Here is an 18,084-nt window from a genome sequence, read left to right on the forward strand (position 1 = left end):
CGAAGGCCCCCGCCGGTTTCCCGGTCGGAGGCCTTCGTCTCACTGTGCGCGAGGGGGGACTTGAACCCCCACGCCCTTGCGGGCACTGGCACCTGAAGCCAGCGCGTCTACCTATTCCGCCACTCGCGCGAGAACGTGTTTCCACGAACTCAACTTCCCGAGGATATCACGCCGACGGCGGCTCCTGAGCCGCGATCCGAGGCCCAATGCATGGTCCGTTCAGTCTCGCTGACTACGATGAAGCAACCATCCGCCTGCCTGAGGAGCCCAGTGGGACTACTTGACAGCTTCGAGAAGGGTCTCGAGCGTGCCGTCAACGGCGCGTTCGCCAAGACCTTCCGCAGCGGCGTCCAGCCGGTGGAGATCGCATCCGCCCTCCGCAGCGAACTCGACAAGAAGGCCGCGGTCGTCAGCCGCGACCGCATCCTCGTTCCGAACGCCTTCACGGTGCGCCTGTCCGACACCGACGCCGAGCGCATGAACGCCATCGGCCCCGCCCTCCTCGACGAGCTGCGCGGCCTGGTCGAGAAGCACGCGAAGGCCCAGGGCTACTCGTTCTCGGGTGCCGTGACCGTCGCCCTGCAGGACGACCCGCAGCTGTCGACGGGCACCGTCCGCGTCGACTCGAACTCGGATGCGGGCGCCCGCGTGTCGTGGCAGGCCGTGCTCGACATCGACGGCACGCGGCATCCGATCGTCGCCGCGCGAACCGTCATCGGCCGCGGCAGCGACGCCGACATCACCATTCCGGATGCCGGCACCAGCCGGAAGCACGTCGAGATCCTCTGGGACGGAGAGCGCGCCATGGTGCGCGACCTCGGTTCCACCAACGGCACCCAGCTCAACGGCGCGCGGGTCAGCGAGGCCGCCTTGCCGTCGGATGGCGTCGTGCGCATCGGGCGCACCGACATCGTCTTCCGCGTTGTTCCGCAGGCTCAGGCCCCCGCCCGCCCTCGCATGTCGGCGGCCGACGCGACCCGTATGTACGACACCCGAGGTGACGCCCGATGAGTCCGCTGACCCTCCTGCTGCTGCAGATCGGCTTCCTGGTGCTGCTGTGGTTCTTCGTCTTCGCCGTCGTCTATTCGCTCCGCGCCGACCTGTTCGGTGTGAAGGTGCGCAAGCTCCCCGAGCCGGCGGCCGCCAGTGCCGCCCCGGCCGCGAGCCCGGCGGTCACCCGCCCGCCCACGTCGTCTCCGGATGCCGCCACGGCGGCGGTCGGCGCCGTCGGCACTCCCCCGCCGGCGGGAAAGGGCGGAAAGGCGACGACCGACGCCGTGTCGCGCATCGTCATCACCAGCGGCCCCAAGGCCGGCCTCGAACTTCCGCTCGGCTCCGAGCCGCTGACCATCGGCCGCTCGAGCGAATCGGGTCTCGTCATCCGTGACGACTACACCTCGAGCCACCACGCGCGTCTCGTGCTGTGGGGCAACCAGTGGATGATCCAAGACCTCGACTCGACCAACGGCACGTGGCACGACGGCGAGCGCGTCGCTTCTCCGGTTCCGGTCGTCGTGGGAGCGCCGATCAAGGTCGGCGCGACGACGTTCGAACTGCGGAAGTAGCCCTCACGCATGGTCTTCCAAGGCTCCAGCGCCGCCATCTCGCATACCGGGAAGGTGCGCTCGAACAACCAGGACTCGGGTTTCTGCGGCTCGAACCTGTTCGTCGTCGCCGACGGCATGGGCGGGCACGCCGGCGGTGACGTCGCGTCGAGCCTGGCGGTCCGGCGGCTCGAGAGCCTCGACCACGCTTTCTCGTCGACCACCGAGGCCGAGGCCGCCCTGCGCGAAGCGCTGGCCGACACCGCGGCCGAGCTGATCAGCACCGTCAAGGTGCGTCCCGAGCTCGCCGGCATGGGCACCACCGTCAGCGCTCTCGTGATGGTCGACGAGTACGCCGTCATCGCCCACATCGGCGACTCGCGCCTGTACCTCTTCCGCGACGGTGCGCTCACGCAGATCACGACGGACCACACGTTCGTCCAGCGTCTGGTCGACTCGGGCCGGATCACCCCCGAAGAAGCCCGGTACCACCCGCGTCGCTCGGTTCTGATGCGTGTGCTCGGCGACATGGACCCCGATCCCGAGATCGACACGTTCGTCATGCCCACGCAACCCGGTGACCGGTGGCTGCTGTGCTCCGACGGCCTCTCGGGCGTCGTCGACGACACGCACACGGCGAAGGCGCTCGGTCAGGGCTGGGCTCCCGGCCGCACGGCCGACAGCCTGCTGAAGCAGGCGCTCGACGGCGGCGCGCCCGACAACGTCACGATCGTCATCGTCGACGTCGGTGGGCAACACCCGCTGTTCAGCGGACCGCCGACGGTCGTCGGTTCGGCTTCGCACCCGCTCGGCATCGAGGTGCCCGCGGCTCGCCCGCAGCGCAGCAGCTGGCTGCATCCTGCCCGCCAGGCCGCGAACGAGCCCACGCACTTCGAGCCCGCGGCTGAGTTCCTCGAAGAGCTCATCGAGGAGGACCGCCGCCGCGCACGCCGGCGCCGACTCACCTGGTTCGCCGGCTTCATCGTCATCCTCGCGGCGATCGGGGTCGTGCTGTTCGGCGCCTACAGCTGGACGCAGACCCGCTACTTCGTGGGCGTCGACGAAGACACGGTCGTGATCTACCGCGGCATCCCGCCGAGCATCGGGCCGATCTCACTGTCGTCCCCCGAAGAAGACACCGGAATCGCCCTCACCGACCTGGCTCCGTACCAACTACAGCTCGTGGAGCAGACCATCGCGGCCGACTCGCTCGCCGACGCCCAAGCCATCGTCGAGAACCTGCGCGTGGACGGAGGATCATCGTGACCGGCACCGCCGTCTCGGCCGACACCTCGGTCATCAAGGCACTGCGCAAACTGCGGATGCCGCAGACGCAGCGCAACCGCGAGCTGGGCCTGCTGCTCTTCGCGTTCGTGATCAACGCCGCCGCGCTCGCCCTCGTGCAGCTCGGGAAGAACGGGGCGATCGACTCGTCGTTCCTGATCTACTGCGCCGTGCTCGACGTGCTCGCACTCGCGATTCACGTTGTGCTGCGCCTGCGGGCCCGCGATGCGGATCCCTTCGTCGTTCCGATCGCGACGCTCCTGTCGGGCATCGGGATCGCCATGATCTACCGCATCGATCTCGAGGGCACGTCCGACGGCTGGGACATGCTGGCCGTGCGTCAGATCGTCTGGTGCGCGATCGCCCTGGTGGCCGCCCTCATCGTGGTGATCGCCCTGCGCAACTATCGCGTGCTCTTCCGGTACACCTACGTCTTCGGGTTCGCGGGCATCGCGCTCTTGCTGCTGCCGTTCGTCCCGGGCCTGGGTGTCGAGGCCGGCGCCGACGTCTGGGTGTCGATCGGCGGCATCGTCTCGTTCCAGCCCGGTGAGCTGGCGAAGATCGCCCTGGCGATCTTCTTCGCGGGATACCTGGTGCGCACGCGCGAGTCGCTCACGTCCGTGGGCACCCGGTTCCTCGGCGTGACGTGGCCCCGGGCACGCGAGCTCGGCCCGGTGCTGGTCATCTGGGCGATCTCGCTGGGCATCATCGTGCTCCAGCGCGACCTGGGCACCGGAACCCTGATCTTCGGCATGTTCATCGCGATGCTCTACGTCGCGACGGGAAAGACCAGCTGGGTCATGATCGGCCTCGGCCTGGTGCTGGCAGGGGTGATCCTCGCCTCGCAGGTGCTGCCGTACGTCAACGGTCGCTTCCAGAACTGGCTGAACCCCTTCGACCCGAACAACGTCGATGCCGCGGGCGGCAGCTTCCAGCTCATCAACGGCCTCTACGGACTCGCCAAGGGCGGGTTCATCGGCACCGGGCTCGGCCAGGGTCGCCCGTGGATGACGCCGCTGTCGCAGAGCGACTACATCTTCCCGAGCCTCGGTGAAGAGCTCGGCCTCATCGGCGTCTTCGCTCTGCTGTGCCTTTACATGGTCTTCACGAGCCGCGGCGTGCGCATCGGCCTGGCGGGCCAGGACGACTTCGGCAAGCTCCTCGCGACCGGCCTGTCGTTCACGATCGCGCTGCAGGTGTTCATCATGGTCGGCGGTGTGACCCGCGTCATCCCCCTGACGGGCCTGACGACGCCGTTCCTCGCGGCGGGCGGCTCGTCGCTCGTGGCCAACTGGATCATCGTGGCCCTCCTTCTCCGCATCTCGGATGCGGTTCGCTCTCGACCCCGGGTGGTGATCGGATGACCAAGGAACTGCGGCGACTCAGCTTCGTGATGCTGGCGATGTTCCTCGCGCTGTTCGTCTCGACCAGCTGGATCCAGGTGATCCAGGCCCAGGCGCTCAACGAGAACCCAGGCAACCGGCGAACGCTGTACGACTCGTTCGAGGTCCAGCGCGGGTCCATCATCGCGGGCGGCTCGGTCGTTGCGGCATCCGTGCCGAGCGGCGACATCTACTCGTGGCAGCGCCAGTACACGGATGCCGCCCTGTGGGCGCCCATCACGGGCTGGATCAACCCGGTGCTGGGCTCGTCGACGGGCATCGAGCAGATCATGAACCAGTCGCTCTCGGGCACCGACGACACGCAGTTCCTCGCCCGCCTCGAGCAGATCATCTCGGGTGCACCCGCGCGCGGCTCGAACGTGCTGCTCACGGTCGACCCCAAGATCCAGCAGGCCGCGTTCGACGCACTGCAGGGGTACGAGGGGGCCGTCATCGCGAGCGACCCGTCCACCGGACGCATCCTCGCGATGGTGACGAGCCCGAGCTTCGACACCAACGTGCTCGCCTCGCATGATTCCGCCGAGGTCAACGCGGCATACGACCAGCTCGCGGCCGACCCCCTCAAGCCGCTGTTCAACCGCGCCATCGGCGGTGACCTCAACCCGCCAGGGTCGACGTTCAAGCTCGTCGTGGCCTCCGCCGCACTGTCGTCGGGAAAGTACACGCCCGAGTCGACGTTCCCGAACCCCGCGACCTGGACGATCCCCGGCACGAGCAACACCCTCCACAACTTCGACCTCGGCACCTGTGGCCCCGGCGACACGGTCACCCTGGCGACCGCGCTCCGACTCAGCTGCAACATCCCGATGGCCGAGCTCGCGGTCGAACTCGGCGACGACGCCATCCGCGAAGAGGCCGAGAAGTTCGGGTTCAACAGCGAGATGGAGATCCCGCTCCCGGCGGCCGCGTCCGAGTACCCCCGAGGACTGAACGACGCCCGCACGGCGCTTTCCGGCTTCGGTCAGGGGGACGTCGTCGCGACGCCGCTGCAGATCAACCAGGTCTCGGCCGGCATCGCGAACGGCGGCATGGTGATGAAGCCGCAGCTGCTCGACTCCGTCGTCGCACCAGACCTGACGGTGCAGGAGAAGTTCGAGCCGAGCGAGTTCGGACGTGCGCTCAGCACGGATGTCGCCGAGCAGATGCGAACCCTCATGGTCGCCAATGTCCGTGATGGTGCGGCGAGCGGTGCAAGAATAGACGGCGTCGATGTCGCCGGAAAAACGGGCACTGCGGAGCACGGTCCAGGCGATCCGTACACGTTGTGGTTCACCGGCTTCGCGCCGGCGGATGACCCCCAGGTGGCCGTCACAGTGATGGTCGAGAACGGGGGCGGCCAGGGGCAGGCCGGGACGAGCAGCGGGATCGCAGCCCCCATTGCGAAGAAGGTTATCGAGGCGGTGCTGAACAGATGAGACCCATGCAAGGCGTGAGCTTCGGCGGGCGTTACGAACTGGATTCGCGGATCGCGATCGGCGGTATGGGCGAGGTGTGGGAAGCCACTGACCACGTCATCGGCCGCACGGTGGCGATCAAGATCCTCAAAGACGAGTACATGGGTGATCCCGGGTTCCTCGAGCGCTTCCGCGCCGAGGCCCGTCACGCCGCACTCGTGAACCACGAGGGCATTGCGAGCGTCTTCGACTACGGCGAAGAGAACGGCAGCGCGTTCCTGGTCATGGAGCTCGTCCCCGGCGAGGCGCTGTCGACCATCCTCGAGCGCGAGGGCTCGCTGTCGTCGGACAAGACGCTCGACATCGTCGCCCAGACCGCATCGGCGCTGCAGGCTGCGCACGCGGCTGGCCTCGTACACCGCGACATCAAGCCGGGAAACCTTCTCATCACCCCCGACGGCCGCGTGAAGATCACCGACTTCGGCATCGCGCGCATCGCCGATCAGGTGCCGCTGACAGCGACCGGTCAGGTCATGGGCACGGTGCAGTACCTCTCCCCCGAGCAGGCCTCGGGGCACCCGGCATCCCCGGCGACCGACATCTACTCGCTCGGCATCGTCGCGTACGAGTCCGTCGCGGGCAAGCGTCCGTTCACGGGTGAGTCGCAGGTCGCGATCGCCATGGCGCAGATCAACGAGCAGCCTCCGCCGCTGCCTGCGACCGTTTCCGACCCGGTGCAGAGGCTCATCCTCGCGATGATCGCGAAGAAGCCCGATGACCGTCCGGCATCCGCGTCGGCCGTCGCACGGGCGGCATCCGCCCTCCGCCGCGGAGATCTGGCCGCGGCTCACGCTGCGGTCCCGGCGATCGCGGCCGGCGCCGGCACGAGCGACATGACGCAGCTGTTGCCCTCAGAGGGAGGCGACACCGCGACTCTGCTGCTGCCGGCAGGCGCGGCGGCGGCTGGTGCCGGCCTCTCGGCCGCGGGTTCGGCAGGCGCTGCGTCCGAAGCTGCTGCTGCGGACGACAATCTCGCCGAAACGCCCAAGCGCAAGCGCAGCCGGTGGACCTGGCCTCTCGTGGCGCTCATCGCCCTGCTCGTCATCGTGCTCGGCGGCACGCTCTTCGCGCTGCTCTCCGGCGGCGGTGACCCCGATCCCGCTCCCTCGAGCCCGAGCAACTCGGCACCGTCCACCCCCGCAGACACTCCCTCGGCGCCGGCGACCCCGAGCACCCCGTCCTCGATCAACGTCGACGGACTCGGCCTCACCGGCCGTTCGTGCGAAGACGCTCTCGCCGTCGCCGAGCGCGCCGGCCTCGAGAACGTCACCTGCGCTCCCGGCAACCCCGCTCCAAGCGAGGATCAGGTCGGCCAGGTCTACGACGTCGTCCCGCTCGGCAACGTCAAGCCCACCGATTCGGTGACCCTGACGTCGTACGCCGAGCAGAGCCCGCTCGAGGCGCCGGCCGCACCGACCATCCAGTCGAACGGGCAGACCGTCACCAGCGTCACCGCGGGCTCGACCGTGCAGGTCATGTGGTCGAGCTACACGTGCCCCGCGGGTCTGACCCCGTCGGAGTACCGCTTCACGGTCTCGGGCGGCACGTTCGCCAACGGCCAGACCACGTCGAGCTTCAGCCTCAACCAGCGCCCGGCTCCGGTCACCGTCGGAGACTCCGGAGCCCTTTCGGTCACGTACACCGTGACGTGCGCGGGTGAGAGCGGCGACCGCACGTCGCCCGCCTCTTCCGAGGCGGCCGCCACGATTCAGACGGCGCCGTCGCCGACCCCCAGCCAGAACGGCAACGGCGGCAGCAACGGCGGCGGAAACGGCAACGGCGGAAGCAGCAACGGCGGAAGCAACAACTGACCGAGTTCGACCATGAGTCCAACATCCGAGTACGAGTCGAACGCAGGGAGTGACGTGTCGGCAGAGCAACGTGTGCTGTCAGGGCGCTACCGCATCGACGAGCCCATCGGGCGCGGCGGCATGGCGAGCGTGTATCGAGGGTACGACGTGACCCTCGGGCGAGATGTCGCGATCAAGGTGCTCAAGCGCGAGCTGGCCGACGACCCGGGCTTCCGGATGCGTTTCCGTCTCGAGGCGCAAGCGGCATCGCGCATGGCGCACCCGTCGATCGTGCGGGTGTTCGATGCCGGCGAAGACACCGAGACCGACCCCGACGGCAGCGAGCACTCGGTGCCGTACATCGTCATGGAGCTCGTGACCGGACGTCTGCTCAAAGACATGGTCGACGCCGGACCCATCGCCGAGGCGGATGCCGTGCGCTACGTCGACGGCATCCTCGAGGCCCTCGAGTACTCGCACCGCGCCGGGGTCGTTCACCGCGACATCAAGCCCGGGAACGTCATGATCACCGACGCGGGGGCCGTGAAGGTGATGGATTTCGGCATCGCACGCGCAGTGTCCGACTCGTCGTCGACGGTCGCCGAGACGACCGCGATCATCGGCACGGCCGCCTACTTCTCTCCCGAGCAGGCCAAGGGCGAGCCGGTCGACGCGCGCGCCGACCTCTACTCGACCGGCGTCGTTCTCTACGAGCTGCTGACCGGGCGCGCGCCCTTCCGCGGCGAGACGCCCGTGGCCGTCGCCTACCAGCACGTCAGCGAGGCGCCGCTGCCGCCCTCCGAGATCTCCGACGAGGTGCCGCGGGCGCTGGATGCCGTCGTTCTGCGGGCCCTCGCGAAGAGCCCCTTCCAGCGGTTCCAAGACGCCACGGAGTTCCGGGCCGCCCTCGAGCAGGCCGTCGGCGGCAAACAGCCGACGAAGCGTCAGATGGGCGCGCTCGCTAGCGAGCTCTACGGACCCGACCCGCGACATGCAGCCGAGACGGCACGCTCGCTTCGTCAGCTCAGCACCGACAACACCATGCGGCGCACGCAGTCCGGTCCCCCGGTCAGCTGGATCTGGGCCGGCGTCGCGGTGCTCGCGGCGCTGCTCATCGCGGTGCTCATCTGGGTGCTGGCCTTCCGCGACGCGGGCACGACCGTCCCCAGCACGTCGCGCGTCGTGCCCGAAGTCGCCGGCAAGTCGTGGGACCTCGCGGAGAACCTCATCGCGGAGGCCGAGCTGAATCCCGTCCGCTCAGACCGCAGCGACGACACGGTACCGGCGGGCGACGTCATCGACACCGAGCCCGCCGCAGGCATCACCCTGTCTCCCGGGCAGCGCGTGACCGTGTACGTCTCGACGGGCCAGGAGATGGCCACGGTCCCGCCGTTGCAGAACCTCTCGCGCACGGAGGCGACCGAGGCACTGCAGCGTGCCGGCCTGCAGTTGGGCACCGTCCGCTCGCGGAACGATCCGACCCTGCCTGCCGGCACGGTCATCGAGGCATCGGCTCCGGAGGGCTCTGCGCTCGCCATGGGATCGTCGGTCAACCTCGTCGTCGCGAGCGGCACCGTGACTCTCGTCGATCTCACCGGATACACGGTCGAGGCCGCCGAGCGCGAGCTGCAGCAGGAGTCACGGCAACTGGTGCCCGAGGTGGTCGAAGACCCGGGCTGCGCCGCGGCCGCGGGAGGACGAACCGTCTCATCGCAGTCGCTCGCGCCGGGCGAAGTGCCGATCGGGTCGACCGTCACGCTGCGGGTCTGCACCGGAAGCTGACGACTCACCTCCGATGCGGATGCAACCGCGCGCCGCGTAGTGCCGCGCCCGCCAGCCCCGCCGATGCGAGCCAGTTGCCGAGCATCCGATAGCCGCCGTCGGTCAACACGGACTCGGGGTGGAACTGCACGCCGACGATGGGCGCGTCGCGATGTGCGATCGCCATGATCGTGCCGCCCGGAGCCCGAGCGGTCACCCGCAGCTCGTCGGGGACGGTCTCCGCATGCACCGCAAGCGAGTGATACCTGCCTGCCGTGAACGTCGTGGGCACCCCTTCGAAGAGGAATGACCCGTCATGCCGAACGTCAGAGGTCATGCCGTGCATGAGTTCCGGCGCTTCCGTCACGGTCGCACCGAACGCGACCGCGATGGCTTGATGCCCGAGACACACCCCGAGTAAGGGGATCGCGGATGCCGCCGCCGCGCGCACGACGTCGATCGAGGCGCCGGCGCCCTCGGGGGTCCCCGGGCCGGGTGAGACGAGGATGCCGTCGAAGCCCGCGATCGCGCGCGACGCATCGGCCACGGCATCCGATTCCACCATCTCGGTCTCGGCCCCAAGCTCGTGGAGATACCCGACGAGAGTGTGGATGAAGCTGTCGTGATTGTCGATCACGAGAACGGCGGTCACCCGACCGTCGACTCCTCGCCGGGGGCGAAGAACGGCGCGACGGCGGGGAACACCCAGAAGAACAGCGCGTAGACGACGGCGGCCGCGAGAATGAGGAGGAAGACGACCCGGAGCCACCAGGGACCGGGCAGAACTCGCCACAATGCTCCGTACATCAGGCGGGGGCTCCCTCTGTCAGCGACGCCGGCGGACCCGCCGACGTCGGGGTGAACTCTTCGAACACCGCGTACGAGATGATGCGTTCGAGCATGTTGAGCTTCGGCGCGCAGCTCGTCAGGGTGAGGTACTTGCCGTTGGCGCTGAGGTCGACCTGCTGCGGAACAGGGTTGAGCACTTCGATCGCGGTGTCCTGCACGTACTCGACGTTGCGGAAACGGTAGGTGTACCAGCCGTCCTGGGTCTGGATGACGATCGCATCGCCGACCACGAGGCGGTCGACGGGGTCGAAGGGAGCACCGGAGGTCCATCGGTGTGCCGCGACGGCCATGTTGCCGTCCGCGCCCGGCATCGCCGATCCCTCGTAATGACCGATGTGTCCCTTGTCGAGGATCGCCTTCTTCCCCGTGCCGTTCGCGATCGTGAACTGCCAGTCGGGGCCGAAACGCGGGATGTACATGACGCCGAACTCGGCGCCCTGCTCGGGCTCGGCGAGAACCGGGATGGCGGCGGGGCCGGGAGTCTCGGGATCGCCTGCGGGAGTCTCGCTGGGCGTGGGCGACTCCTGCGCCTGTGCCTGAGCCTGCCACTGCTGCGAGAGCGCCTGCGCCTCGGCCTGTTTCTGCGAGCCGATGATCATGTCGCCGAACCACATCTGCCAGCTCACGAAGAGCAGCATCACGACGCCGGCCGTGAGAAGGAGCTCACCGAACACGCTGATGACGCTCACACGACGTCGCGGGCGCGACTGCGAGCGACGTGAGCGTCTGGTCGACGTACGGGTGCTCTCCACAATCGCCGAGTTTATCCTTCGGCCCTGGGGGTGGTCGCAGAGAAGACCTCCATTTCACCCGACCATCGACGGGCGGGTGAACCGGGTGAATCGTTGCCGACGCGTTTCGGATCGCTTCTGCGGTTCGGCGTGCTCGCTCGCCGTATCCCGGTTCGCGGTATCGGCATCGACGAGCCCGCGGACCGAACCCGGGGTCGGGAGATCGATCCAAAGCCGGATGCTGCCGGTTCTGACGCCGGCGCCGTTCACCACGGCCGCGCCGCCGATGTGGTCGAGCAGAGGATGCATCTCGGCCGCTACCGGCTCGGGCAGATACCCGACGCCGCGACCGTTCGAGAAGACGGCGACGTTGCCGCGTCCGCGAGACGCGTCGACCTCGGTGCGCAGAACGTAGGTACGCGGGCGACGGGTCTGACGCTCCCGGTCGTTCACGAGATAGTGGGTGCGCTCCAGTCTCACCGCGCGAGACGGTAGCTGTCGCAGATCAGGAAGATCGTCGTGCCGCCTCACTCGACCGGTGAATGCGTGTACGACCTGTTCCCACCATGCGGGCATGTCGGCCCCTCTCGATTCGGCATGCCATCACCGGAGCGGAGCACGTTCCCACTCTCCCACGGCGGCCTGTGGGAGACCTGACCGGCGGAGCCGGGGAGACCCGGGGTCCGGCGGCTAGGATTCTCCCATGGCATCTTCGAGCGACCACGACGACCCGACCGTGGAGCGACGCCCCGCAGATGACGCACCTAACCCGGTCTGGTTCAAGCCGATCATGCTGGGGCTGATGCTCATCGGACTCGTGTGGGTGCTCGTCTTCTACCTCAGCAGCTCCACACTGCCCGTGCCCGGTATCGGCGGGTGGAACCTAGTGATCGGTTTCGGCATCGCCTTCGTCGGGTTCCTCATGACGACGCGGTGGCGCTGAGCGTCATCCACAAGGGGTGAATCACACCGGTGTGATTCCATCCCCACCTGGGGATAGACCTGTGGATAACTTTTCTCAGTACAGCGCGAGCGGCACCGCGAGGAGAGCGATCAGCCCCGCGGCGGTGGCGCCGAGCAGCCAGACCTGCAGGCGCTGACGGCGAATCGTTCGCGTTCGTGCGTAGATCAGACCGACCAGCGCTCCGACCGCGAGGCCGCCCACGTGTGCCTGCCACGAGATCTGCATGCCGCCACCGCCGCCGAGCCCGCTCGTGAGAAGCGGTAGGAACGTGATGACGAGATTGATCCCGAGCACGACGGCGATACCGGTGATGTTCGCGCCGATGTGGCGACCGATCACGAGCAAGGCGCCGAAGAGGCCGAAGATGGCACCCGAGGCTCCGACGACAGCCGACGTGAAGCCGAACAGCACGACGGCGACGGATCCCCCGAGGCCGCTGAGCAGGTAGAGCCACACGAAGCGACCGCGTCCGAGCATCGGTTCGAGGCTGCGCCCGAGCATCCAGAGCGCGAGCATGTTGAGCCCGACGTGCCAGAATCCGCTGTGCACCAGCAGCACCGTGAACAGGCGCCACGGCTCGAATGATCCTGTGAACGACGGGTAGAGCAGAGGCGGGACGAGCGCGAGGGCCTGTTGCACCATCAGCCCCACACCCGGGATGAGGCCCACGACGAAGGCGAAGAACGTCACGCCGATGATGGCGTAGGTGGCCAGCGGCCGCGAGTCGTCGGAGCGCACCGCGCGGAGGATGCGCGGCGCGCGGCGGGGACGTGGCGCGCCCGAGCTCTTCTGCTGATCACGCAGACATTCGGGGCAGATCACACCGACGGGCATCTGCGTCTGGCATTCCGCGCAGATGGTGCGCAGGCACCGTTGGCAGAGCACGAAGCTCTGCCGGTCGGGATGCCGGTAACAGAAGTTGTCGGGATTGCTCCGCAGCTCGGACGCGCTCACGTAGCGCTCAGACCGCCGCGACGTCGATCGACGAGATGACGACGGCGTCGACCGGACGGTCCTGTGCGCCGGTCTTCACCGCGGCGATCGTGTCGACGACCTGACGCGACGCGTCATCCGCCACCTCACCGAAGATGGTGTGCTTGCCCTGGAGCCACGGGGTGGGGTCGGTCGTGATGAAGAACTGCGACCCGTTCGTGCCCTCGGCCTTGCCGGTGATCGCGTTGCGGCGCAGACCCGCGTTCGCCATGGCGAGGATGTAGGGATTCTGGAAGTCCAGCTCGGGGCTGATCTCGTCGTCGAAGTTGTAGCCGGGGCCGCCGATGCCCTGTCCGAGCGGGTCGCCGCCCTGGATCATGAAGTTCGGGATGATGCGGTGGAAGATGACGTTCGTGTAGAGGGGGCCCTCACCGGGCCGGCCCGTCGCGGGGTCGGTCCACTCCTGCGAACCGTCCGAGAGGCCGATGAAGTTCTTCACCGTGCGGGGGGCCTGGTCGCCGAAAAGGTTGACGACGATGTCGCCGTGGTTGGTGTGGATCGTCGCTACTGCAGTGTGCTGAGGCATGTGTGCCATTCTCGCACCTGTCAATGCCCTGCTGGCTGGAGCGCACTCTGGCAAGATGAGGGAAAACGTCCCACGATGCAGGGAGGGCCCACGTGAGCCTCAGCCGCAAGCGCAAGAAGCAACTCCGCAAGCTCCAGAAGCAGGCGAACACCCTGTGGGAGTCGCAGCAGGTCCTGATGGGAGAGGCCGCCAAAGTCGCACGCGACGCCGGCCACCAGCTGGGCCACTACAACCGCGAGCACGTCAAGCCCGCCGTCCAGAACACCTATGAGCAGTACGCCGCGCCGTACGTCGACAAGAGTGTTCGCGCGACCCGCAAGGTCTACAACGGTGCCCTCATTCCGGCCGCCGGTGCCGTCGTGGGCGGCGCCCTGTCGGTGTGGGATGCGGCGAACGACACCCGTGGTCGCCTCGCCCATGGCCGCGGCGTCGACCTCGATCTGTCGTCGGTGAAGAAGAAGGCCGCCAAGTACGGCAAGAAGGCGACCAAGAAGATCCAGTCGCGCGCCTCGCTCCCCGAGCCGAAGAAGAAGCGCGGCGCCGGTGGCGTCATCGCTCTGATCCTCGGTGTGGCCGCTGCAGCCGGCGTGCTGTACGCCGCATGGCAGACGCTGCGCGCCGACGACGAGCTGTGGGTTGCCGACGACCCGCTGCGCGCTCCCGACGCCTGAATCGGATGACCGAAGGTCTCGAGCCCACGTCTCGTGTCCGCCTCGCAGCGGCCGAGCGTGGGCTCGATGTCGTCGTACGCCCGCGCCCCGACGCGCGCAGCCTCGACGAGGCTGCCGCGCTCCTCGGACTCGAGCCCGACGACATCGTGAAGACCCTCGTCGTCAAGCGCAGCGACGACACGTACCTGTTCGCGCTCGTCCCCGGCGATCGGGTGATCTCGTGGCCGAAGCTCCGCGCCCTCGTCGGCGTGAACAAGCTCCGGCTACCCGAGCCCGAGCTCGCCCTCGCGGCGACCGGCTACGAGCGCGGCACGATCGTGCCGATCGGCAGTACCCACGACTGGCCGGTCTTCGCCGATTCGTCGATCGTGGGTCGACGGATCGCGATGGGTGCCGGTGCGCACGGTTACAGCCTGTTCGTCGACGCCGATGCCCTGGTCGCCGCGTACGGCGCGACCGTCGCCGACATCACCGAGCAGCGATCGCGCTGACCCAGCCCCGTCACCGAGCGGCGGGCCGTAGCCGACCGGCGAGCACGATGGCGATGGCCGCGAGAGCGGCGGTCACCGCGAACACGGTGGCGATCGTGGCCGGCAGGCGGTCGGCGGCTCCCGTCGCCGACGCGACGATCGCGCCGCCGATGCCCGCGACGAGGGCGGTGGCGAGGGTCTGCGCCAGCTGCAGCGCGCTGCTCACCTGTCCCTGCTGCCCTTCGGCCGCCTGCTCCATCGTGTCCGTCGTCGACGCATTGAAGGCGATACCCATCCCCAGTCCACCGACGGCCCAGCCGGCGATCGCGATCCAGGCGGGAACCGCGTCGACGAGGGCGGTGACGGCGATCGTCAGGGTGCCCAGCAGCAGGATGATCGCTCCCATCGCGACGGCCCTCGAGCGGCGGCGCCCCTGATGGCGACGGTCCCACCGGGCCTGGAGCAGAGAGCCCGCCACCCAGGTCAGCGCGCCCGCGGAGAGCGCCAGCCCCGCCGCCGCCGGCGTCTGCCCTCGCAGTTCCTGGAAAGCCAGCGGCAGGAACGCCTCGCTGCCGAAGTAGGCGCCGCTGAGCAGCAGGCGCACGATGACGCCCGCGCCGAGACCCGGGCGCGCCGACAGAGTTCCCTCGGGCGTGACTCGACGGAACGACGAAAGCGCGACCAGAAGGCCGACGATCACACCGGCCGCCGTCAGCGCGAGGTTCCCGAACAGGAGAGCCTGGAGCAGAAGCGCGGTTCCCAGCGTGAGCAGGAGCGAACTGGCCAGGGGCCCGCGCCACCACCGCACTCCCCCATCCGAAGCCGTTTCGGCGCGCCCCGGTCCGGCATCCGTCATCCGGCGCAGGCGCGGAAGCGTGAGCGCCATCGCGGCGACGATCAGCGGCACCATGGCAACGAACACCCAACGCCAGCCCACGAGGTCGGCGGCGAGCCCCGCCAGCAGTGGCCCGACGAGCGAGGGAATCGTCCACGCCGATGACAACAGCGCGAACATCTGGCCTCGCAGCACTTCCGGGTATGCGCGCCCGATGACGGTGTAGCTCGCGGCCATCACCGCACCGACGCCGATTCCCTGGACCACCCGACCCACCAGGAAGAGCGGCCATGATCCGACGGCACCCGCGATCACGCAGCCCGCGAGGAACACGAGCATGCCGATCATCAGGGGACGTGACACTCCTCGGCGATCCGCCATGTGGCCCGCGACGACGGTGCCCATGATGTTCGCGAGCATGAGCGCCGAGAGCCCCCACCCGTAGGCAGCGAGTCCATCGAGATCGCGCGCGATCACCGGCAGCACGGTCGCGACGCCGAGCGACTCGAACGCGACCATGCCCACGGAGAGCAGGATGCCCGCTGTCAGCGCGCGGTGTCGGTCGTCGAGGACTCCGACTCGACTCCCCCGGTCTTCCGTCATGTCTCATCCCTTCGACGCCGTAATACATTCGATAGTAGAACATAATTTAAACCGGTACCGTTGCGTCATGGTCCCGACGACAGACGACGGCCACGGCAACCGCCCCGGTCGAGGCCGGCCCCGCGATCCGCGTATCGACGAGGCGATCCGCCGCGCGACGCTCGACGTCCTCTCCGAGCGCGGTTACAGCGGCTTGACGCTCGAAGACGTCGCCGCACGCGCGGGCACGAACACCCCGGCGCTGCGTCGGCGGTGGCGGTCGCGACAGCACCTCATCGTCAGCGCGCTCCTGGATCGACTGGGCGCGGCACCCACTCCCGACACCGGCTGCACCCGGTGCGATCTCATCGAGGGAATCGGCTCCCTCAGCCCGTCGTTCGGCGACGAGATCGGGCGGTCGGTTCTGCCGGCGCTCGTGGCGGACCTCGCTCTCGATCCCGAGCTCGAGAAGGAGTTCTTCGACCGGCTGTTCCACCCGCGCCGGGCCTCCAGCGAAGCTGCGCTGCGGCGAGGTATCGAGCGCGGCGACATCCGGGCCGACATCGACGTCCCGCTCATCCTCGATATGCTCGCAGCGCCGATCTACTACCGGATGCTGTTCGGACACCTGCCGGTGACGCCGACGCTGGCCGAGGATGTCGTGACTGTGGTGATGGATGGGATCGCCACGGGGTCGGACACGGCACGCGCGACGAGAGCCGACCACACGCACGCCTGATTTTCTTCGATTGTTGCGAGGCTTGTTACATTCCGTCCAAGTTTCGCGACGGGGTCTTCGCAAATCGCCCTGGGGATGCTTTGATGCCAGTGGGTACCCACCATTCATTCCCCCCGATGGAAGGACATCCCATGAGATCACCGACCCGTTCGGCCCTGGGCATCGCCGCCCTGAGCCTGGCATTCACGAGCATCATGACCGCTCCGGCATCTGCGCAGACGCCCAGCCCAGACGACGGGGCCGGGCAGGTTGATCCTGGCCTGCTCTCTGCGATGGCTGAAGAGCTCGGCACCGACACTGCCGGAGCCCTCGACGTCCTGGCGTTCCAGGACACCGCGAACGCCACGACCGCAACAGTCGCCGACGAGACCGGGGCAGCCTACGCGGGCTCCTGGCTCGACGAGCCGACGCGGACCGTCTACACCGCAGTGACGACCACCGACGCTCGGCACGCCGCCGAGAGCGCGGGGGCCGTTCCCGTCGAGGTCGCGTACTCGATCGATGACCTGGAAGCGATCTCCGCTCGTCTGGCCGAGATCGTCACTGATGCGGACGTCACCTCGTGGTGGATCGACGTGACCACGAATCAGGTCGTCGTCGAGGCCCTCGGCGACACGGCGGCATCCGAGGTCGCCGCGCAGATCGGCGCCCCGGCCGACGCAGTGCGCGTGCAGACCACCGCCGAGGCCCCCGAGACGTTCGCGACGATTCAGGGCGGGATCGCCTACACGATCAACGGAACGTCTCGCTGCTCCGTCGGGTTCGCGGTCGAGGGCGGGTTCGTGACCGCCGGTCACTGCGGGCGAGCGGGCGCGTCGACGAACTACGGCACGTTCCGTGGCTCGAGCTTCCCCGGCGATGACTACGCCTGGGTCGCGACGCCCTCGCACACCCCCGTCGGGACGGTCTCGGACTACGCCGGTGGCGCTGTCGCCGTCTCCGGCTCCACTCCTGCGGCGGTGGGTGCGACGGTCTGCCGCTCCGGTTCCACGACCGGCTGGCATTGCGGCCACGTGCAGGCCTACAACAGCAGTGTGCGCTACTCGGAGGGCACGGTGTCGGGCCTCATCCGCACGTCCGTCTGTGCCGAGCGCGGCGACTCGGGCGGCTCGCTGCTCGCCGGAAACCAGGCGCAGGGCGTCACGTCCGGTGGCTCGGGCAACTGCAGCACCGGAGGAACGACCTATTTCCAGCCGGTCAACGAGATCCTGCAGGCGTACGGCTTGAGGCTGCTCACCCGCTGACACCAGCGCGAACACAGCGAAGCCGGGTATCCGTTCTGAACGGATACCCGGCTTCTCGTCTGTGGAGCCTAGGAGATTCGAACTCCTGACATCCTGCTTGCAAAGCAGGCGCTCTACCAGCTGAGCTAAGGCCCCGAGGGGTTCGGGGTGGGGCTACCAGGACTTGAACCTGGGACCTCTTCATTATCAGTGAAGCGCTCTAACCGCCTGAGCTATAGCCCCGTACCGACGCGCTTCACGCGCC

19 protein-coding genes and 3 tRNA genes are annotated in these 18,084 nt (G+C 68.4%); 12 read left to right on the forward strand and 10 right to left on the reverse strand.

The window, feature by feature from the left end; genetic code table 11:
• Positions 1 to 45: 45 nt before the first annotated feature.
• Positions 46 to 129, reverse strand: a tRNA-Leu gene (locus DEU36_RS09330).
• 141 nt (positions 130 to 270) lie between these two features.
• Between DEU36_RS09330 and DEU36_RS09335 the strand changes: the two genes are divergently transcribed.
• The 7 genes from DEU36_RS09335 to pknB are packed head-to-tail and all read left to right on the forward strand — an operon-like array spanning position 271 to position 9,257.
• Entirely contained in the window at positions 271 to 1,011 is a 741-nt protein-coding gene (locus DEU36_RS09335) for a DUF3662 and FHA domain-containing protein (protein WP_120263903.1), read from the forward strand.
• Positions 1,008 to 1,565: an FHA domain-containing protein gene (locus tag DEU36_RS09340; RefSeq protein WP_120263904.1), complete on the forward strand. Its 558-nt coding sequence runs from the start codon at positions 1,008 to 1,010 to the stop codon at positions 1,563 to 1,565. The genes DEU36_RS09335 and DEU36_RS09340 overlap by 4 nt, the downstream gene beginning before the upstream one ends.
• 9 nt (positions 1,566 to 1,574) lie before the next feature.
• A complete protein-coding gene (locus DEU36_RS09345; protein ID WP_120263905.1) occupies positions 1,575 to 2,810 on the forward strand; it encodes a PP2C family serine/threonine-protein phosphatase in 1,236 nt (411 codons plus the stop codon).
• Between the two features lie 56 nt (positions 2,811 to 2,866).
• Positions 2,867 to 4,192, forward strand: a complete 1,326-nt coding sequence (locus DEU36_RS09350; RefSeq protein WP_120264474.1) for an FtsW/RodA/SpoVE family cell cycle protein — start codon at positions 2,867 to 2,869, stop codon at positions 4,190 to 4,192.
• Complete coding sequence (locus DEU36_RS09355) at positions 4,189 to 5,646, forward strand: penicillin-binding protein 2 (RefSeq protein ID WP_120263906.1); 1,458 nt, start codon at positions 4,189 to 4,191, stop codon at positions 5,644 to 5,646. The genes DEU36_RS09350 and DEU36_RS09355 overlap by 4 nt, the downstream gene beginning before the upstream one ends.
• Positions 5,643 to 7,496 (forward strand): serine/threonine-protein kinase, encoded by a 1,854-nt coding sequence (locus DEU36_RS09360; RefSeq protein ID WP_120263907.1) that lies wholly within the window; start codon positions 5,643 to 5,645, stop codon positions 7,494 to 7,496. Before DEU36_RS09355 ends, DEU36_RS09360 begins: the two co-directional genes overlap by 4 nt.
• A gap of 12 nt (positions 7,497 to 7,508) precedes the next feature.
• On the forward strand, positions 7,509 to 9,257 hold the full coding sequence (pknB, locus tag DEU36_RS09365) for a Stk1 family PASTA domain-containing Ser/Thr kinase (RefSeq protein WP_183045330.1): 1,749 nt from the start codon (positions 7,509 to 7,511) through the stop codon (positions 9,255 to 9,257).
• A gap of 4 nt (positions 9,258 to 9,261) precedes the next feature.
• Here pknB and DEU36_RS09370 read toward each other — a convergent pair whose 3' ends face one another.
• From DEU36_RS09370 to DEU36_RS09380, 4 genes are all read right to left on the reverse strand, one after another.
• Complete coding sequence (locus DEU36_RS09370) at positions 9,262 to 9,888, reverse strand: aminodeoxychorismate/anthranilate synthase component II (protein ID WP_120263909.1); 627 nt, start codon at positions 9,886 to 9,888, stop codon at positions 9,262 to 9,264.
• Positions 9,885 to 10,043 carry a hypothetical protein gene (locus tag DEU36_RS16115; RefSeq protein ID WP_183045331.1) on the reverse strand — a complete coding sequence of 53 codons (159 nt, stop codon included), beginning with the start codon at positions 10,041 to 10,043 and terminating at the stop codon, positions 9,885 to 9,887. The genes DEU36_RS09370 and DEU36_RS16115 overlap by 4 nt, the downstream gene beginning before the upstream one ends.
• Positions 10,043 to 10,774 carry a class E sortase gene (locus DEU36_RS09375; protein WP_259455295.1) on the reverse strand — a complete coding sequence of 244 codons (732 nt, stop codon included), beginning with the start codon at positions 10,772 to 10,774 and terminating at the stop codon, positions 10,043 to 10,045. The genes DEU36_RS16115 and DEU36_RS09375 overlap by 1 nt, the downstream gene beginning before the upstream one ends.
• Before the next feature lie 117 nt (positions 10,775 to 10,891).
• Positions 10,892 to 11,296 (reverse strand): hypothetical protein, encoded by a 405-nt coding sequence (locus DEU36_RS09380; protein ID WP_183045332.1) that lies wholly within the window; start codon positions 11,294 to 11,296, stop codon positions 10,892 to 10,894.
• A gap of 223 nt (positions 11,297 to 11,519) precedes the next feature.
• Between DEU36_RS09380 and DEU36_RS09385 the strand changes: the two genes are divergently transcribed.
• Positions 11,520 to 11,759, forward strand: coding sequence for a cell division protein CrgA (locus DEU36_RS09385; RefSeq protein ID WP_120263910.1), 240 nt, complete (start codon positions 11,520 to 11,522; stop codon positions 11,757 to 11,759).
• Between the two features lie 75 nt (positions 11,760 to 11,834).
• Here DEU36_RS09385 and DEU36_RS09390 read toward each other — a convergent pair whose 3' ends face one another.
• Entirely contained in the window at positions 11,835 to 12,734 is a 900-nt protein-coding gene (locus DEU36_RS09390; RefSeq protein ID WP_120263911.1) for a rhomboid family intramembrane serine protease, read from the reverse strand.
• 7 nt (positions 12,735 to 12,741) lie between these two features.
• A complete protein-coding gene (locus DEU36_RS09395) occupies positions 12,742 to 13,299 on the reverse strand; it encodes a peptidylprolyl isomerase (RefSeq protein WP_396652158.1) in 558 nt (185 codons plus the stop codon).
• Between the two features lie 92 nt (positions 13,300 to 13,391).
• On the opposite strand from DEU36_RS09395, the gene DEU36_RS09400 reads away from it, so the two are divergent.
• The gene (locus DEU36_RS09400) at positions 13,392 to 13,970 is read left to right on the forward strand and encodes a DNA helicase (protein ID WP_120263913.1); all 579 of its coding nucleotides are present in this window, start codon (positions 13,392 to 13,394) and stop codon (positions 13,968 to 13,970) included.
• 5 nt (positions 13,971 to 13,975) lie between these two features.
• Positions 13,976 to 14,461: an aminoacyl-tRNA deacylase gene (locus tag DEU36_RS09405; protein WP_120263914.1), complete on the forward strand. Its 486-nt coding sequence runs from the start codon at positions 13,976 to 13,978 to the stop codon at positions 14,459 to 14,461.
• A 10-nt stretch (positions 14,462 to 14,471) separates the two neighbouring features.
• On the opposite strand, the gene DEU36_RS09410 is transcribed toward DEU36_RS09405, so the two are convergent.
• A complete protein-coding gene (locus DEU36_RS09410) occupies positions 14,472 to 15,878 on the reverse strand; it encodes an MFS transporter (RefSeq protein WP_120263915.1) in 1,407 nt (468 codons plus the stop codon).
• A 67-nt stretch (positions 15,879 to 15,945) separates the two neighbouring features.
• Between DEU36_RS09410 and DEU36_RS09415 the strand changes: the two genes are divergently transcribed.
• Both DEU36_RS09415 and DEU36_RS09420 read left to right on the forward strand, forming a co-directional pair.
• Entirely contained in the window at positions 15,946 to 16,596 is a 651-nt protein-coding gene (locus DEU36_RS09415) for a TetR/AcrR family transcriptional regulator (RefSeq protein WP_120263916.1), read from the forward strand.
• A gap of 131 nt (positions 16,597 to 16,727) precedes the next feature.
• Positions 16,728 to 17,840: a S1 family peptidase gene (locus tag DEU36_RS09420; RefSeq protein WP_120263917.1), complete on the forward strand. Its 1,113-nt coding sequence runs from the start codon at positions 16,728 to 16,730 to the stop codon at positions 17,838 to 17,840.
• A gap of 62 nt (positions 17,841 to 17,902) precedes the next feature.
• Here the strand turns inward: DEU36_RS09420 and DEU36_RS09425 are convergent.
• Together DEU36_RS09425 and DEU36_RS09430 are read right to left on the reverse strand one after the other, a co-directional pair.
• Positions 17,903 to 17,975: transfer RNA gene (locus tag DEU36_RS09425), tRNA-Ala, on the reverse strand.
• Positions 17,976 to 17,988: 13 nt separating this feature from the next.
• Positions 17,989 to 18,062 (reverse strand) — tRNA-Ile (locus DEU36_RS09430).
• Positions 18,063 to 18,084 lie beyond the last annotated feature (22 nt).

The organism is Microbacterium sp. AG238 (genome assembly GCF_003610405.1).
Classification (GTDB): Bacteria; Actinomycetota; Actinomycetes; order Actinomycetales; family Microbacteriaceae; genus Microbacterium.

Bases quoted from the DNA above. Each gene is read 5' to 3' on its own strand.
- DEU36_RS09340 (WP_120263904.1), top strand. From the start codon at position 1,008: ATGAGTCCGCTGACCCTCCTGCTGCTGCAGATCGGCTTCCTGGTGCTG.
- DEU36_RS09345 (WP_120263905.1), top strand. From the start codon at position 1,575: ATGGTCTTCCAAGGCTCCAGCGCCGCCATCTCGCATACCGGGAAGGTG.
- DEU36_RS09350 (WP_120264474.1), top strand. From the start codon at position 2,867: ATGCCGCAGACGCAGCGCAACCGCGAGCTGGGCCTGCTGCTCTTCGCG.
- DEU36_RS09355 (WP_120263906.1), top strand. From the start codon at position 4,189: ATGACCAAGGAACTGCGGCGACTCAGCTTCGTGATGCTGGCGATGTTC.
- DEU36_RS09360 (WP_120263907.1), top strand. From the start codon at position 5,643: ATGAGACCCATGCAAGGCGTGAGCTTCGGCGGGCGTTACGAACTGGAT.
- pknB (WP_183045330.1), top strand. From the start codon at position 7,509: ATGAGTCCAACATCCGAGTACGAGTCGAACGCAGGGAGTGACGTGTCG.
- DEU36_RS16115 (WP_183045331.1), bottom strand. From the start codon at position 10,043: ATGTACGGAGCATTGTGGCGAGTTCTGCCCGGTCCCTGGTGGCTCCGG.
- DEU36_RS09385 (WP_120263910.1), top strand. From the start codon at position 11,520: ATGGCATCTTCGAGCGACCACGACGACCCGACCGTGGAGCGACGCCCC.
- DEU36_RS09395 (WP_396652158.1), bottom strand. From the start codon at position 13,299: ATGCCTCAGCACACTGCAGTAGCGACGATCCACACCAACCACGGCGAC.
- DEU36_RS09405 (WP_120263914.1), top strand. From the start codon at position 13,976: ATGACCGAAGGTCTCGAGCCCACGTCTCGTGTCCGCCTCGCAGCGGCC.
- DEU36_RS09410 (WP_120263915.1), bottom strand. From the start codon at position 15,878: ATGACGGAAGACCGGGGGAGTCGAGTCGGAGTCCTCGACGACCGACAC.
- DEU36_RS09415 (WP_120263916.1), top strand. From the start codon at position 15,946: ATGGTCCCGACGACAGACGACGGCCACGGCAACCGCCCCGGTCGAGGC.
- DEU36_RS09420 (WP_120263917.1), top strand. From the start codon at position 16,728: ATGAGATCACCGACCCGTTCGGCCCTGGGCATCGCCGCCCTGAGCCTG.